General features: G+C 54.9%; 12 protein-coding genes. 9 read left to right on the top strand and 3 right to left on the bottom strand.

Features of this window, described 5'->3' with window-relative positions; genetic code table 11:
* The first annotated feature begins 64 nt into the window (after window positions 1–64).
* Window positions 65–418 (top strand): DoxX family protein, encoded by a 354-nt coding sequence (locus tag ACSZPU_RS15545; RefSeq protein ID WP_499000468.1) that lies wholly within the window; start codon window positions 65–67, stop codon window positions 416–418.
* Window positions 419–502: 84 nt separating this feature from the next.
* On the opposite strand, the gene ACSZPU_RS15540 is transcribed toward ACSZPU_RS15545, so the two are convergent.
* Window positions 503–1,378, bottom strand: a complete 876-nt coding sequence (locus ACSZPU_RS15540; RefSeq protein ID WP_499000470.1) for an N-acetylmuramic acid 6-phosphate etherase — start codon at window positions 1,376–1,378, stop codon at window positions 503–505.
* 218 nt (window positions 1,379–1,596) lie between these two features.
* Between ACSZPU_RS15540 and ACSZPU_RS15535 the strand changes: the two genes are divergently transcribed.
* On the top strand, window positions 1,597–3,174 hold the full coding sequence (locus ACSZPU_RS15535) for a sensor histidine kinase (RefSeq protein ID WP_499000465.1): 1,578 nt from the start codon (window positions 1,597–1,599) through the stop codon (window positions 3,172–3,174).
* Window positions 3,171–3,890: a two-component system response regulator DcuR gene (gene dcuR / locus ACSZPU_RS15530; RefSeq protein WP_499000461.1), complete on the top strand. Its 720-nt coding sequence runs from the start codon at window positions 3,171–3,173 to the stop codon at window positions 3,888–3,890. The genes ACSZPU_RS15535 and dcuR overlap by 4 nt, the downstream gene beginning before the upstream one ends.
* Here the strand turns inward: dcuR and ACSZPU_RS15525 are convergent.
* Together ACSZPU_RS15525 and ACSZPU_RS15520 are read right to left on the bottom strand one after the other, a co-directional pair.
* Complete coding sequence (locus ACSZPU_RS15525) at window positions 3,871–4,839, bottom strand: FAD:protein FMN transferase (protein ID WP_499000460.1); 969 nt, start codon at window positions 4,837–4,839, stop codon at window positions 3,871–3,873. The two genes, dcuR and ACSZPU_RS15525, sit on opposite strands and share 20 nt — an antisense overlap.
* A 43-nt stretch (window positions 4,840–4,882) precedes the next feature.
* Window positions 4,883–7,666 carry a flavocytochrome c gene (locus tag ACSZPU_RS15520; protein ID WP_499000457.1) on the bottom strand — a complete coding sequence of 928 codons (2,784 nt, stop codon included), beginning with the start codon at window positions 7,664–7,666 and terminating at the stop codon, window positions 4,883–4,885.
* Window positions 7,667–8,303: 637 nt separating this feature from the next.
* On the opposite strand from ACSZPU_RS15520, the gene ACSZPU_RS15515 reads away from it, so the two are divergent.
* The 6 genes from ACSZPU_RS15515 to ACSZPU_RS15490 all read left to right on the top strand — a co-directional run bounded on the left by ACSZPU_RS15515 (window position 8,304) and on the right by ACSZPU_RS15490 (window position 16,133).
* Window positions 8,304–9,815, top strand: a complete 1,512-nt coding sequence (locus ACSZPU_RS15515; RefSeq protein WP_499000455.1) for an anion permease — start codon at window positions 8,304–8,306, stop codon at window positions 9,813–9,815.
* A gap of 91 nt (window positions 9,816–9,906) precedes the next feature.
* Window positions 9,907–11,556 (top strand): class I fumarate hydratase FumA, encoded by a 1,650-nt coding sequence (gene fumA / locus ACSZPU_RS15510; protein ID WP_499000453.1) that lies wholly within the window; start codon window positions 9,907–9,909, stop codon window positions 11,554–11,556.
* A 269-nt stretch (window positions 11,557–11,825) separates the two neighbouring features.
* Entirely contained in the window at window positions 11,826–12,764 is a 939-nt protein-coding gene (locus ACSZPU_RS15505) for an AEC family transporter (protein ID WP_499000450.1), read from the top strand.
* Window positions 12,765–12,948: 184 nt separating this feature from the next.
* A complete protein-coding gene (locus tag ACSZPU_RS15500; protein WP_499000448.1) occupies window positions 12,949–14,634 on the top strand; it encodes an NAD-dependent malic enzyme in 1,686 nt (561 codons plus the stop codon).
* Window positions 14,635–14,979: 345 nt separating this feature from the next.
* Window positions 14,980–15,288: an MFS transporter gene (locus ACSZPU_RS15495; RefSeq protein ID WP_499000446.1), complete on the top strand. Its 309-nt coding sequence runs from the start codon at window positions 14,980–14,982 to the stop codon at window positions 15,286–15,288.
* Window positions 15,243–16,133 (top strand): MFS transporter, encoded by an 891-nt coding sequence (locus ACSZPU_RS15490; protein ID WP_499000443.1) that lies wholly within the window; start codon window positions 15,243–15,245, stop codon window positions 16,131–16,133. Before ACSZPU_RS15495 ends, ACSZPU_RS15490 begins: the two co-directional genes overlap by 46 nt.
* The last annotated feature ends 267 nt before the right edge of the window (window positions 16,134–16,400 follow it).

Here is a 16,400-nt window from a genome sequence, read left to right as displayed (position 1 = left end):
ATTCAGGCAACCGTCTGTGGTGTTTGCAGAGCTAAGATTGGCGGCTTAGCGTTGCACTTCGGAGTTGAATCCGCCATATACCGCCTTTTTTGTGGTGCTGGGAGGATTAACTGAATTTGCGGTCGGCCTCGGCGTCGGTATGGGATTATTTACCCGTCTTGCCGGATTTGGCGGGCTGGCGTACGTATTGGTCGCTAATGCATTTGGTGGCCATATGGCGAACGGTTATACCTGGAACAGTAAACCCAATGGCGGCTGGGAATATATATTGCTGCTGCTTGTGTTCTTTGCCAGCTTTATGTTATCCGGTGGCGGGAAATTTTCCATCGACCGCTGGTTAATCAGCAAAGGGCTGATGCCTAAACGCTTATTACCGCTGTGCCTGACCAAAGCCGGACGCGAAACCCTTACGCATTAACGCCATATATCAGGATAGAAGATGCCGTGGCCCGGCGAGAACGCATCGCACGCTCGTCGGGCCATTACGCCATCGCGATCCTCGCTATGACTTCACCGCCTCTTTCAGCGCCAGGCGCAGGTGGCCGTTATTGCGCTGCAATGATTCACTGGCATCCCACGCGTCCATGCCGCTGAGCAGCATCAGGATCGCGGTTTTACACTGCTGATTACAGCTTGCCAGCGCCGTTTTCGCCTCTTTGCGCGAGCAATCGCAGGCCGCCATCACGATGGCTATCTGCCGCTCCTGCCATTTACCTTCCGTCGCCGGAATATCCACCCGCAGGTTGCTGTAGACCCGGCCACTGCGGATGGCGAGCGTGGTGGTCAGCATGGTCAGAATGGATTGCTGCGCGCGTCGTGCTTTGGGATTGTTGTAGCCCGCGACCACTTCCGCCCCCGTTGGCGGCGCAATCACGATATCCCCAAGACTTGCGGCTTCGTTTTGCGCATCGGCGGTCAACACCGCCACCATCGCGCCGGTTTCATTGGCCTGACGCAGCGCCCCCCATACCCACGGCGTTTTACCGCTGAGGGTCAGCGCCAGCAGCACGTCATTATGATTGAAATTGATCGCCTGTAGCGCGCCGATCCCGCCGTCGTAATCGCCCGCCTGGGCGTCATTGACTGCAATGCAGCGCACCTGCGACTGGCTGTCCGGCGCAAAATCATGAATGGCCTGCTGCGCCAGTTCACCCGAGGCACCGACCCCGATAATCACGAATCGCCCGCCCCGGCTCAGTGCCACCACCGCGTTTTCAACCACCCGCGCCACATCAGGCAAACAGTGCGCTACCGCGTCATGGGCAGCAACATCTTCCTGATGAATGAGTTGCAGGACATCGTCTGTTGAGAGTCTGTCGATCTCCGTTGTCCGGTCATTACGTCGTGCTTTCGCCGCTACCGTTAACAAAGTGCTCATCATTACCTCCTTTTTAGTTATCCTGCCCTACTATAAAGCCATTCGTATAATTGCCTTGCGAGACGTGTCACGTAACGAAGGGGATAAATTCAAAGGCGACAAGCCGTTAGCCGCTTTGAGATACGCGCCCCATCGGCGATAATTACCCTCTCTTTGTGAATGATTTTGAGGCCGCAGTGAACGGAAGGCATCCACATCCTGCTTCGCGCAAACGCACCATGAAACTGAGCACCCTGGTCACGCTGATGTTGTGCAGCGTGATCGTTTCGGTACTCGTGGTGGTTTATGCCCTGTACTTCGTCCAGATCGCCAACGTTACCCGCGCAGGAGTGAAAGACACGGCGCTGGCCGTTGCGCGCACTCTGGCCGACGAGCCGGAAGTCAAGCGCGCCCTGTCGATGCCCAGCGGGAACGAAACGGTACAGGACATCGCCCAGGCCGTGCAGCGCAGAAACGACCTGCTCTTTGTAGTGGTGGCCGACATGAACGGCATCCGCCTGTCGCACCGCGAGGCCAGCGAAGTTGGCAAACATTTTATTGGCGATGACCTGATCCCGGCGCTGCATGGCAGAGAGAATGTCTCGGTGAACCATGGGATGCTCGCCGAGGCGCTGCGCGTGTTCACGCCGGTCTTTGATGCTCACCACCAGCAAATTGGCGTGGTTGCCATCGGGATCTCGCTCAGTAAAGTGGATGAGCAGATAAGCCACAGCCGCTGGGGATTACTGCTCACCATGCTGTTTAGCGCGCTGGTCGGTTCGCTCGGCACCTGGGCGCTGGTGCGCGTGCTTAAACGTATTCTTTTTGGCCTTGAGCCTTACGAAATTTCCACCCTCTTTGAACAGCGCCAGGCTATGCTGCAATCGCTCAAAGAGGGGGTGATCGCCGTTGACCGCGAGGGCAATATCACCCTGGCCAATCAGGCGGCGCGCCAGATGTTGCTGAGTCCCAATAGCCTCGGCACCGCCGACATTCGCTACACGCCGTTGTATGCCGACCTGCAAACCGTGCTGCAAAGCGGCCAGCCGCTGTCCGATCAGGAGATTGGCTGTAACGGGCATCTGTTGCTGTGTAACAGCGTGCCGGTGCGCGGCCAGGATGGGGTCATTGGTGCTATCAGCACATTCAGGGATAAAACCGAAGTCAGCCAGCTGTTGCAGCGCCTGGACGGAATGGTCAACTATGTGGATGCCCTGCGCGCCCACTCCCACGAATTTATGAACAAGCTGCACGTCATACTCGGCCTGCTCAACATGAAGCGTTACGACACGCTCGAAGAGTATGTGCTGCAAACGGCGGAAGGCTATCAGAACGATATCGGCACCTTGCAGCATCAGATCCAGGCCCCGGTTGTGGCGGGCTTCCTGCTGGGAAAAATCAATCGCGCCAGAGAAGCCGGTTTTATTCTCACACTGGCACATGAATCGCGGGTACCGGACAACCCCAACCAGCAGCAGGTGACCGCGCTGGTCACCATTCTGGGTAACCTTATCGAAAACGCCTTAGACGCGATGGTCAATCAGCCCGACGGCGAAATCGGCCTGTTGCTGCACTATCAAAACGGCTGCTTAAGCGCCGAAGTCAGCGACGATGGCCCCGGCATCACCCCGGAACATATCGACGCCATTTTCAACAAAGGCTACTCCACCAAAGGTGAAAACCGCGGCGTCGGGCTGTTCCTGGCCCGTCAGCAATGCGAAAATCTTGGCGGCAGTATTGCGGTGGAGTCGGAGCCGGGCGTGTTCACCCAATTTTTTGTACAACTCCCCTGGGACTGTGAGAGGAAGACAGTGTGATTAATGTATTGATTGTCGATGATGACGCCATGGTCGCGGAGCTGAACCGCGTCTATACCACGCGGCTGTCGGGTTTTAGCTGCTGCGGCGTCGCATCCACCCTGCGTCAGGCCGAAAACATGATTAACGATCCGGCGCTGGATATCGATTTGATCCTGCTTGATGTCTATATGCAGCAGGACAATGGCCTGTCGCTGCTCCCCATCATTCGTGCCAGCGGGCGAAAAATCGACGTCATCATGATCTCCTCGGCCTCGGATGCCGCGACCATTCAGACCTCCATGTACTATGGCGTGGTGGATTACCTGATCAAACCGTTCCAGTTCCCGCGCTTTGAAGAAGCCCTGACCCACTGGCAGGAAAAAAAGAAGCTGATGGGCGCGCATCAGTATTACGAACAGGCGGATGTGGACCGCTTGCTACACGGCGGACCGCAGGAAGTGGCCGACACCAAACGCCTGCCGAAAGGGCTGACTCCGCAGACGCTGCGCACCATTTGCCAGTGGATTGATGGGCACCCGGATATCGAGTTTTCAACCGATGAGCTGGCAAGCGCGGTCAATATTTCCCGCGTCTCCTGCCGTAAATATCTGATGTGGCTGGCACAGATCGGCATTTTGTTCACCACCATCCACTACGGGGTGACGGGCCGCCCGGTCTACCGTTATCGCCTGCTGGAAGAGCAGTACGGATTGCTTAAGCAGTACTGTCAGTAAATGTGTAGCCATCATCCATTAGCGTAAAACGGACATTACGCGTGGATGAGGCCACGACCCGCTGGTCTTTGGTCACGAAGATCGCCTCAATCTCCGGCTTGTTACGCAGCGCCCGGCACCCTTGCTCCACCCCCATGCCGTACAGCAACGTGGTCCAGATATCGCCATCCAGCGAGTCGGTTGAAATCACCGTCACGCTGTCGAGTTCATTGTCGAGCGGGTAGCCCGTCGCCGGGTTTAAAATGTGGTGATAGCGCTTGCCGTCAACCTCAAAAAAGCGCTCGTAGGTTCCCGAGGTGACCACCGATTTATCTTGCACATCGATAACCCCCACCAGCTCATCCGCCGCCGAAAACGGCTTTTTCAGCCCGATGCCCCAGCCGCCCTGCGGCGCGCCAAGAGTATGCACATTGCCACCCAGATTAATCAGCGCCTGCGTGACCCCTTCCCGGCGCAAGAAATCGCGCACCCGGTCAGCAATATAGCCCTTGGCAATCGCCCCGAGATCGATTTCCATCCCCGACTGCGCCAGATAAACACTGCTAGCGGCCTCATCCAGCAGCACCTGCTGCGGGTCGGTCAGGGGGAGAAGTGCCGCCAGTTCATCGGCGGCGGGTACGTCGTTGTCGTGGCGAAAGCCAATCCGCCAGCGTTTCACCACCGGGCCAATCGCCAGATTAAAGCAGCCGCCGTTGACCAGGCTTGCCGCCTTCGCACAGACTATTAAATCAAATACCGGACGGCTGACTACCACCGGATGCTGCCCGGCGGCGAGGTTGATATCCATCACCTGTGACGGGGTGCGATTGACCGTTAACAGGTCTTCATAACGCTTGATCAGACGAAAGGTACTGGCGGCGAGCGTGGGGTTATGGCTGAACAGTTTGAGCAGGATCGGCGATCCCATCAGGACGGCGGAGTATGACCAGACACCTTCTTGCTGTTCCATATTCACTCCTAAAAAAATGCCCCGGTCATGCCGGGGCTTATCATCAGGCCTGCGCTTTCGCCCAGTCTGCCGCATGGTGACCGGCAAGTGAACCAAAGATAATGATATCCGCCACCGCGTTACCGCCGATGCGGTTGCTGCCGTGAATACCACCGGCCACTTCGCCTGCGGCGAACGCCCCCGGAATAACCTGCTGCTGCTTATTCAGCACCGCGGTATCTGTATTGATGGTCACACCGCCCATGGTATGGTGCACCCCCGGTGCAATGCGGATCGCGTGGAACGGCCCTTCATTGATCGGGTTACGCAGTGCGGTGGTACGGCCAAAATCGGCATCGCGCTGCTGCTCAACAAAGCCGTTGTAACGCTCTAACGTGGCCAGGAAAGTATGATAGTCCATGCCCAGTTTTTCCGCTAACTGACGCGGTGAACTGGCGCTGGTCACCAGGCCCCGGGCGATATACTCATCTGCCGCTTTGTTTTTCGCTCTGACGTGCTCATCAAACACGATGTACGCGTAGTGCTCTGGCAAGGCGATAATCTGCGCGGAGACTTTGTCACGGGTTTCCATCTCATTAAAGAAGCGGTTGCCCTGCTGGTTAACGAGGATAGCCCCGCCGCCGCGAATCGATTCAGAAATCAGGTACGAAGTACTTTGCTCCACGGTCGGGTGGATCTGAATCTCGCCCATATCTACCGTGCCCGCGCCGATATGTTCCAGCAGCGCGATACCGGCCCCGGTCGCCCCTTTGTGGTTGGTGGTGACAAAGCCCGCCAGATCCGGACGGTATTTCACCACCATCTCGCTGTTGGCGCTGAACCCACCGGTCGCCACAATCACACTTTTAACCGCGATGGTCAGGGTTTCATTTTCGTCATTGATCAGGCGTACCGCGCTGACTTTCCCCTGCTCGCAGAGGATCTCTTCAACCGAGGTATCGAGCATCACGTCGATGTCACGTTTGGTGACGTTACGCACCAGGCCGCTGATCAGATAACCGCCCACTGCCGAACCGTCTTTAGGCCGGTGAGTACGGTCAATGCTCATGCCGCCCGTGGTGGTAATGTCGTTTAGCATGATGCCACGATGCGCCAGCCATTCGATAGCTTCCGGTGCATGTTCCACGAAGCAGCGCAGCAGTTCCGGATTGTTGCGGTTTTGCCCGCCTTTCATCGTTTCCTGATAGAAGAGCTCTTTGCTGTCCTGGATGCCTTTCACGCGCTGGAAGCGGGTTTCGGCGGCGTTCATCCCGGCGGAGGCTTTGATGGTGTTCCCCCCGAAGGTTGGCATTTTTTCAACGATCAGCACGCGTGCGCCTTCGTCATGTGCCTGGATCGCGGCCGCCAGTCCGGCACCGCCGCTGCCCACAACCACCACGTCATAGTTTTTCGGCGCAGTATCGCCAGTGCCTTCGTCCTGGGCCAGCGCTTTACCCGATTTCACCATCGCTTTGGAGACGGCTTTTTTCACCGATTCGCTCTGGCTGGTAGCCCCGGAAATGGCATCCACGTGCGGGCTGTTGGCGGTCAGAATGCGGGAACGGATCTCATCAAAGCTGGTGACAAAATCTACATCGTCGCCGATGCCTGACAGCAGTTCGATATCGGCAATACGATCGGTTTCAAGGCTGATATTGAGCACCAGCTCGCGGGTATCATCCTGCACGGTTTCGGTGTAGACGCCCGGTTTGAATTTTTTGTCCGCCATGCTCATGTCGCGAATCATCGCCTCCACCAGCGAAAAACACCACAGCGGTTCCGGGATGGTCAAGGCTTCGCGCTGGGTGCTGTCGATGAACAACTCCAGCGTTTCACCGCGCGCAATGCGATCCGTCCAGTCCGGATAAGCAATGCAGGCGCGCCCGACGGCAATCAGGTCGTAGCCGTGGTCAACGGCGTCCTGCGCGTCTTCTGCATTCACCACGCCGCCCACGCCCATCACCGGAATCTGTGCCAGGGTTTCTGAACGCAGGGCGACATATTTTTCAATCAGCGGCGTGGGATCGGTAGTCTCCACGATGGAGGGACGCAGCGTAGCACCCACGGAGAAGTGCAGGTAATCCAGGCCGCGGGCGGCGAGTTTTTCCAGCAGGTACATCGTGTCGTCAAAGCGGATCCCGGGGACTTCCATCTCTTCCGGTGAGAAGCGATAGCCGATGATAAAGGCGTCATCCGCATACTGGCGGACCATTTTGTGGGTGATGTCCAGCACCGCCAGCGGGAATTTCGCGCGGTTATCGCGGCTACCGCCCCACTCGTCATCACGCTGGTTGGAGTTTGGTGAGTAGAACTGCTGAATGAGATAGGTATTCGCGCCGTGTAACTCAACGCCATCAAAGCCCGCAAGAATGGCACGACGCACGCCGTCACCGAACTTGCCGACCATCTCTTCCACTTCCTGAGTGGTCAGGGCAACCGGGGTGGCCGCACCGTCACGGGGTGCCGCCAGCGCGCTTGGGCCAACCGGGGTGCGACCGCCAATCAGTTTCGGGTCGACCATGCGACCGCCGTGGTAAATCTGCAGGATGGCTTTGGAGCCTTTGGATTTGATGGCGTGTGCGATTTTCGCCAGCCCGGCAACTTTCTCATCGCTATCAATCCCGATGGAACCGGGGAACGCGAGGCCCAGGTTATCCACAAAGCAGCATTCAACAATCACCGCCCCGATGGCCCCGGCACGCTCACGGTAGTACTCGATCAACTCACTGCTGACCGTACCGTCAAAATAGCCGGTACAGGTGGTCATCGGTGCCATCAGCAGACGGTTTTTTAGCTCGGTACCATTCGGTAGTGTGAAGGGGGTTAGAATTTGCGAGTAATGGCTCATAAATAAACTCCAAACTTTAAAGTGAAATTCAGGAATTCTTGTCGGACGTTATTTTTGTTTTCGTTTTTTGCCGATCGCATGCCTTTAATATAATAATTTCTTTAGTTTCTTAATCGCTTACTTTAGTTAAAAAACTATTTAATCCCTCCAATAACATTCATAACCCCAAGGTGTTATTATTTAAATAAACCGAAATTAACATTTGCGCTAACAAATATAACCAACAGGTTACGCATCACAACTTAAACTCAGTTGCCGATGTAGCTTTAAAATAAAATATAATCAACAATATACAAACACAATGTCGAGATAAGCTAAAAATATAAACAGGGAAAGCATGCAGAAAAGTGTATCGATTCAGCAAAAACAGAATTCACATCACATTTTTTATTTTAAAGGCGTACAATAACTCCATCAGATTATTTTCTTGATCGCGATCAAATGCTGAAAAAGTGAAAACAGCATTATAGAAAAAGACCCTTACTTTAATTATCCACATCCCTTATTGCGGTGGACACCCATTAATTAAACGTGCCAGTTGTGAATTTAATAAGTAAAGAAAGTTTTGTAACTAAAGTAATTGAATTCGCATTGTCTGGCGTGGAAGCAGAATCCTTATCAACCTTAGAACGCTACTATGAAAGAGAAATCATCCGCTTTAACACCTTCTCAGGTGAGTAGTAAAAAGAACGGCAACCCAGGCAAGCTATTGATGCTGGCACTACCGGTTATTGTCGCGGTGCTACTGCTGTTCATTCCTGTCCCGCAAGGTCTGCCACCGTTCGCATGGCACTATTTCGCCATCTTCGTGGGCGTGATCGTGGGGCTTATCTTTGAACCCCTGCCCGGCGCGGTTATCGGTATGACAGGCGTTGTGGTGATTGCCCTGTGCAGTCAATGGCTGCTGTTTAGCCCTGAACAGCTGGTGGATCCGAAATTCAAACTTGCCGCACAGTCCTTTAAATGGGCAGTCAGCGGTTTTAGCAACTCCACCGTATGGCTTATCTTCGGCGCCTTTATGTTTGCCGCCGGTTACGATAAGACCCGCTTCGGCCGCCGCCTGGCGCTGATTCTGGTGAAATATCTGGGTCGTCGCAGCCTGACGCTCGGCTACGCCATCACCTTCGCCGACCTGCTACTGGCACCGTTCACGCCGTCCAACACAGCGCGTAGTGGCGGGACCATCTTCCCGATTATCGCCAACCTGCCGCCGCTGTACGGCTCAAAACCCAACGATCCGAGCGCGCGTAAAATCGGCTCCTATCTGATGTGGGTGGCGATCACCGCAGCCTGTATCACCAGCTCCATGTTCCTGTCCGCGCTGGCGCCCAACCTGCTGTCTCTGGCACTGGTGAAAAGCATCACCGGGATCGACATTTCCTGGGGCACCTGGTTCCTGGCCTTCCTGCCGCTGGGGATCCTGCTAATTTTGACCATGCCGCTGCTGGCCTACTGGTTCTACCCGCCGGAAGTGAAAGTGAACGATGAAGTGCCGCTGTGGGCCAGTCGTGAGCTGGAAAAACTGGGCAAACTGTCGCGCAACGAAATCCTGCTGCTGGTGTTTGTCTGCTCCGCGCTGATGATGTGGATCTTTGCCGCCAACTGGCTTGAACCGGCCCTCGCCGCCCTGCTAATCATCGTCCTGATGTTGTGGACCGGCGTGCTGGAGTGGAGCGATATCACCAGTAACAAAGCCGCATGGAACACTTTCGTCTGGTTTGCCACCCTTGTGGCGCTGGCGGATGGCCTCTCCTCCACCGGCTTTATCGCCTGGCTGGGTAAAGAAGGCGGCGCGCTGATGGGTAACGTCTCACCGGGCGTGGCGACCATTGTTCTGCTGCTGGCGTTTTACCTGCTGCACTACCTGTTCGCCAGTACTACGGCGCACACCACTGCCCTGCTGCCGGCCATGCTGACCATCGCGTCAACCATTCCGGGGATGAACATGCAGGTGTTTGTGCTGGTGATGGTCACGTCGCTGGGTGTGATGGGGATCATCACTCCGTACGGTACCGGCCCGAGCCCGATTTACTACGGTAGCGGCTACCTGCCAACCAAAGACTACTGGCGTCTGGGTACCATTTTCGGTGCCATCTTCCTGGCCGCCCTGCTGCTCATCGGTTATCCGTGGATTTCCATGATGTTCTGATTCCTCGCCGCCGGACCTGCTCCGGCGGCGTTTTTTTGTCGCTGCCGCATGGATGTATGCGGCTCTAACCTTAAAAAAAAGCGAGAGAGCTATGTCGACGAAACCGTTTTACTATCAGGAACCCTTCCCGCTGGCGCATGACGATACGGAATATTATCTCCTCAGCCGCGAGCACGTATCCGTTGCCGAATTTGACGGCCAACAGGTACTGAAAGTGGAGCCGCAGGCGCTGACCCTGCTGGCACAACAGGCCTTCCACGACGCCGCGTTTATGCTGCGCAAGGCGCACCAGCAGCAGGTGGCAGCCATTCTGACCGACCCGCAGGCCAGCGAAAACGACAAGTACGTGGCGCTGCAATTCCTGCGTAACTCCGAGATTGCCGCCAAAGGCGTGTTACCGACCTGCCAGGACACCGGCACAGCGATCATCATGGGCAAAAAAGGCCAGCGCGTCTGGACCGGCGGCGGTGATGAAGCGGCACTGACCCGCGGCGTCTACAACACCTATACCGAAGATAACCTGCGCTACTCGCAAAACGCGGCGCTGGATATGTACAAAGAGGTGAATACCGGCACCAACCTGCCTGCGCAGATTGACCTCTACAGCGTGGATGGCGACGAGTACAAATTCCTGTGTATGGCGAAAGGCGGCGGTTCCGCCAACAAAACCTATCTGTACCAGGAAACCAAGGCGCTGATAACGCCAGCGAAGCTGAAAAACTACCTGGTGGATAAAATGCGCACCCTCGGTACCGCCGCCTGCCCGCCGTACCATATCGCCTTTGTGATTGGCGGGACCTCTGCAGAATCCACCCTGAAAACGGTCAAACTCGCCTCCACCCATTACTATGACGGGCTGCCGACCGAAGGCAATGAACACGGCCAGGCGTTCCGCGACGTTAAGCTTGAAGCAGAACTGATGATCGAGGCGCAAAATCTTGGCCTTGGCGCACAGTTCGGCGGCAAGTACTTCGCCCACGATATCCGGGTGATTCGCCTGCCGCGCCACGGCGCGTCCTGTCCGGTAGGGATGGGTGTCTCCTGCTCCGCCGACCGTAATATCAAAGCCAAAATCAATCGCGACGGTATCTGGATTGAGAAACTGGAGTCAAATCCGGGGCAGTACATTCCACAGGCACTGCGTGAAGCGGGTGAAGGCGCTGCGGTTCACATCAACCTCAATCAGCCGATGGCCGACATTCTCAAACAGCTGTCACAGCATCCGGTTTCGACCCGCCTGTCCCTCTCCGGCACGATCATCGTCGCGCGCGATATCGCCCATGCGAAATTGCAGGAGATTATCGACCGTGGTGAAGCGCTGCCGCAGTATGTGAAAGATCACCCAATCTATTACGCAGGCCCGGCGAAAACACCGGAAGGTTATGCATCCGGTTCCCTCGGCCCAACCACGGCCGGGCGTATGGACTCCTATGTCGACCAGTTGCAGGCACAGGGTGCGAGCATGGTGATGTTGGCCAAAGGCAACCGCAGCCAGCAGGTAACCGATGCCTGCCATAAACACGGCGGTTTCTACCTTGGCAGCATCGGCGGCCCGGCAGCCGTACTGGCACAGCAGAGTATTAAGAGCCTTGAGTGTGTGGCGTACCCGGAACTGGGGATGGAAGCGATCTGGAAAATCGAAGTGGAAGATTTCCCGGCCTTTATCCTTGTGGATGATAAAGGCAATGACTTCTTCCAGCAGATCCAGAATAAACAATGCGCTAACTGCGCAATGAAATAATCACCTCACGCAAGCCGGTATTTTCCGGCTTGCGATTTTCCACAAAAACAATATTATTACCGCACGCCCCTCCCTGACTAATTAAACTAAAGTAACCATTCTGTAATTATTTAAACCAGAGTGAGTGTGACAACCGTCACTCACTATTACAGAAGAGATCGCTAAATTATCCCCAGCAGTACTTCTAATAAAAACACCAGGCTCTAAATAATTCGAGTTGCAGAAAGGCGGCAAACTTGAAGAATGAAGAGCATAGACAGGATAATTTTATGCAATCAGTCCTCTTACAATCTCTGTTCCCTTTAGTTTTCATTATGGTATTAGGTTGGCTGAGCGGGAAATTAGGTTATACCAAACGTGAAGATGCGAATGTTATGGCATCTGTGGTTATCCGTTTCGCGCTGCCGTTTCATCTTTTTATTGGTGCATTAAATACTGACCCGGAGAAAATTCAAAACCTGTCATTTATGGCGGTGCTGGTTATTGGCCTGATGGGTTCTTATTTATTTACCCTGTTTGTTTCACGCTTTGTGTTTCGCCACGATATTAAAACTAGCGCCATTCAATCCCTGGTCTGCGCTTTCCCGGATATGGCCTACTTTGGCGCGCCGGTACTGGCAGTATTAATCGGGCCAGAAGGCTTTTTAGGCGTGCTGATTGGCAACGTGGTGACCAGCGTCTTTATGATCCCGCTGACTATTGTCCTTATCCGCATGGGCGATAAGAACCACACCGAAGACCTCAACCCGGTGAAAATGGTTTTACAAAATCTGCTGAAAGCGGCGCGTAACCCTATCGTCTGGATCCCGGTGACCGGCATTCTGCTGAGTCTGGCAGGCGTTAAGCTGCCGCATCTGCTCAGCTCGCCGATTGAGATGGTGGGCAAAATCGCCGGTGGTCTGTCACTCTTCGCCCTCGGTCTGCTGTTCTACGGCGAACGCCCTTCTTTCAACATTCAGACCTGTACCAATATTGGCATTAAAAATTTGATTCAGCCGATCATGATGGCGGTCGCCGGGTTAGCGTTCGGCCTGAACCATACCCTGATGCAACAGGTGGTGATTATTGGTGCCACCCCTTCGGCGATTGCCGCCGGGATGTTTGCCCTCCGCAGTGATACCTATGTGGAATCGGCGTCCTCCTCCATATTATTAGGCACGGCGCTCGGCGTAATAACCGAAGGATTCATGATTTATTTAGTTTCATAAATCAAGTATCAACAGATGTTATTTAACTAATTAAAGTCTTTTTAAATTAAACAAACCGCAAGTCGACGCCATGTGCGATTAGAATGGCATGGCGCAACTTTAATCAACACCAGACGACCTCATTAATAGCGGCAATATATTGCCGTTTTGCAGGCAAGGCATGTGTTTATTCAGGAGTCGTAACATGTTAAAAAAAGAGATGCTGTACACGCCCTATACTGGCGCGGTATTGCTGGAAACCCCATTGTTAAATAAAGGCCTCGCGTTTACGGAAGAAGAACGCCTGGCGCTGAATTTAAATGGCTTGCTCCCTGACACGGTGGAAACCATTAAAGAACAAACCGACCGGGCATGGGCGCAGTTTTGCCATTTCAAACGTGACATTTCAAAACACATTTATTTACGCAATATCCAGGACACTAACGAGACTTTATTTTACAACCTGGTACGCACCCATTTAAGCGAAATGCTGCCGATCATTTATACCCCGACGGTGGGCGAAGCCTGCGAGCATTTCTCTGACATCTATCGTCGGGCGCGCGGCCTGTTTATCTCCTGGCCGAACCGCCACCAGATTGATGAGATGCTGCAACGTTTTTCACGTAACGATATCCGCGTCATCGTGGTCACCGACGGTGAGCGCATTCTGGGCCTCGGCGACCAGGGCGTGGGCGGGATGGGCATTCCGATTGGCAAACTCTCCCTCTACACCGCCTGTGGCGGTGTCAACCCGGCCACCACGCTGCCTATTATGCTCGATGTCGGCACCAACAATGCCCAGCGTCTGGACGATCCGCTGTACATGGGCTGGCGTCACCCGCGTATCACCGACGACCAGTACATGGAATTTATGGACATGTTTATTGAGGCGGTCAAAAAACGCTGGCCGGACGTCCTGCTGCAGTTTGAAGATTTTGCCCAGAAGAACGCGACCAAACTGCTCAACCGCTACCGGGATAAACTGTGCTGCTTCAACGATGACATTCAGGGCACCGCCGCCGTCACCCTGGGCACCTTGATTGCTGCCTCGCGCACCGCAGGCGTCAATTTGCAGGATCAGCGGATCGTCTTTTTAGGCGGTGGCTCCGCAGGCTGCGGCATCGCCGAAAAAATCATTGCCTGGATGGTCTCAACGGGCTTGAGCGAAAGCCAGGCACGCGGCCGCGTCTTTATGGTCGACCGCTTTGGCCTGCTGACCGACGATATGCCGAACCTGCTCGAATTCCAGCAAAAGCTGGTTACCCCGCGTGAGGCTATCGCCCACTGGGATGTGGAACAGAACAATATCTCCCTGCTGGACGTAGTGCGTAACACCCACCCGACGGTGATGATCGGCGTCTCCGGCCAGCCGGGCCTGTTCAGCGAAGAGATCGTCAAAGAGATGTACAGCCACTGCCCACGTCCGATCATTATGCCGCTCTCCAACCCGACCTCTCGGGCGGAAGCCCAGCCGCGTGATCTGATCGAATGGACCCAGGGTTCGGCGTTGATTGCCACCGGCAGCCCGTTTGCCCCGGTGCATTACGATGGCGCGGTGTATGAGATTGCCCAGTGCAACAACGCCTATATCTTCCCGGGCCTTGGGCTGGGGATCCTTGCCGGTAAAGCCAGACGGGTCACGGAAAATATGCTAATGGCCGCAAGCCAGGCGCTGGCCGCACATTCACCGCAGGCCACCCTGGAGCGCGGCGGCCTGTTACCGGCAGTGGAAGACATTGGCGAGATTTCACGCGCGATAGCGTTAGCCACCGCTCGCGCGGCCCAGCAGGATGGCGTTGCCCCGCAGGCCAGTGACGACGAGCTGAATGCGGCCATTGAGAAAACCTTCTGGGAAGCGCAATACGCTCCCTATAAACGCGCGTCGTTCTAAGCCCGCGCTGGCAGGGGAAAGGATCTCCCCTGTGTTTTTCAGTGAGAGTAGCTACAGAATTATCACCAGGATAAATGGGTTTATCCTGGTGATAAATAGCAAAAGATATAGTTTATAGAGGCAATAAAATGCAATGTGTAGCAATGAAGTTAACTAAAAATGGTTTAAATCACATTTAATTAACATCACTGATAATTGCCCACCCCGCTGCTTCCTTCGCCCTGCGCTTAATGCTACATCTTCCCCGTATCGTAAATCTCTCAGCCTGAGTGACAGCAGAGTTCACCCGTTAACAATGAATAACAACGATCGGATGCGCCCCATAAGGCTCCCAAAAAAGTAAAAGTGCCGCTGTTTCGCCCGTTCCGGCATAAGGTATTTCGCCGACTGTGCGTGGCAAACTTTTTGGCCAATATCGGTAGCTGGATGCAAATCTTCGCCACCGGCTGGCTGGTTGCCTCACAAACCACCGACCCGGCGGTTGCCGCCATGGCGCAGACGCTGACGCAAATTCCCGTGTTTCTGTTTTCCGTGATGGGCGGCGTGCTGGCCGACCGCTTCAATACGTATCGCTATCCGGGCGGTATCAATCTGGGGATGGCCTTCTCGTGCGCGGCACTGGCGCGGTCTGCCTTCTGGCTACGCCAACCATAAGCACACTGTTCATTTTCACGTTTTTGATTGCCTCCGGCACTGCGCTAAAAACCTCGGCGTGGCAGGCGACCATGTCTTCGCTGGTCGAGCCCGACGAAATTGAAGCGGCCGCCACCCTCAATGGCCTCAGTTACAACCTGCCCTCGGTTATCGGCCCCACGCTGGGAGCAACGTTTTTTGTTATCACCGGACCTGAGGTGCTCTATTTCACCAATGCGCTTTGCCTGACCTCGCTGATGGCGATTTACTTTCTGACCCAGCGCACACGCCAGGATGCAGTGCCAAAGAAACCCCGCAGCCTGGGCGCATTACTGGCCGAAGGTATTCGCGTCAGTGCCGCCAGCACTCCTTTTCGCGGCATCTTGTTGACCACCGCAGTGCTGTTTTTCTCCGTCTCGCCCTTTCAGGCGCTGCTGCCCGCGTATGTCAATCTGACCCTACAGGCAGACAGCCACACGCTGGGTCTGCTGATGGGGGGATTTGGCAGCGGAGCGGTGCTCTCCGCCTTGTTGCCGGTACCGGTGCTGCTGGTTGTCACCGTGATTGGCGGCATGGCCTGGGCCGCGCTGATATCCACCATGAATTCGGCGGCGCAGTCCTTTTTTGGCCCGGAGGTTCGCGCGCGGGCGATGTCGATTTACAGCATGTGTTTTTATGGTGCCCTGACGCCTGGCAGCCTGACGTGGGGGAAAATTTCGGGAATGCTGAGTATTGAGACGGCCTTTATGATCGCCGGATGTTCGATGGTGCTGACCGCACTCTATATTCTTGTCGGTCGCAAAGTTTCCGACGAGCGAGAGGTACAGCTCCCCCCGGTATCGTCGGGTACCACCGAGGAGTCATAGAGGCTGGCGTGTTAACGCACGCTATTTCGCCTCTAATAGTGAAGAAACGACTGCGTAGCTTGCCAATTTAACAACGTAGGCTGCGATGGGGTGTGTAATGAGCGCGGGGGGACGTAAACCGGATAAATCAACATAAATATCAATGCGTTATTTAACTTTTTATAGCATTTAAATTCAAAACATATATTTGTTCGCGAATTCAGATAATAAGTGCAACGCTCGGACATGATTGTGGAGAGTGTAGGAGGAAGGGTTAACTACCGATAA

The sequence above is a fragment of the Phytobacter sp. V69 genome, assembly GCF_965644215.1.
Taxonomy (GTDB): Bacteria; Pseudomonadota; Gammaproteobacteria; order Enterobacterales; family Enterobacteriaceae; genus Phytobacter.
The sequence above is the reverse complement of the archived record's forward strand: the minus strand, read 5'-3'. Positions and strand labels throughout refer to the sequence as shown.

Coding starts and splice junctions, on each gene's coding strand:
- ACSZPU_RS15540 (WP_499000470.1), bottom strand. CDS start 1,378: ATGAGCACTTTGTTAACGGTAGCGGCGAAAGCACGACGTAATGACCGG.
- ACSZPU_RS15535 (WP_499000465.1), top strand. CDS start 1,597: ATGAAACTGAGCACCCTGGTCACGCTGATGTTGTGCAGCGTGATCGTT.
- ACSZPU_RS15525 (WP_499000460.1), bottom strand. CDS start 4,839: ATGGAACAGCAAGAAGGTGTCTGGTCATACTCCGCCGTCCTGATGGGA.
- ACSZPU_RS15520 (WP_499000457.1), bottom strand. CDS start 7,666: ATGAGCCATTACTCGCAAATTCTAACCCCCTTCACACTACCGAATGGT.
- ACSZPU_RS15515 (WP_499000455.1), top strand. CDS start 8,304: ATGAAAGAGAAATCATCCGCTTTAACACCTTCTCAGGTGAGTAGTAAA.
- fumA (WP_499000453.1), top strand. CDS start 9,907: ATGTCGACGAAACCGTTTTACTATCAGGAACCCTTCCCGCTGGCGCAT.
- ACSZPU_RS15505 (WP_499000450.1), top strand. CDS start 11,826: ATGCAATCAGTCCTCTTACAATCTCTGTTCCCTTTAGTTTTCATTATG.
- ACSZPU_RS15500 (WP_499000448.1), top strand. CDS start 12,949: ATGTTAAAAAAAGAGATGCTGTACACGCCCTATACTGGCGCGGTATTG.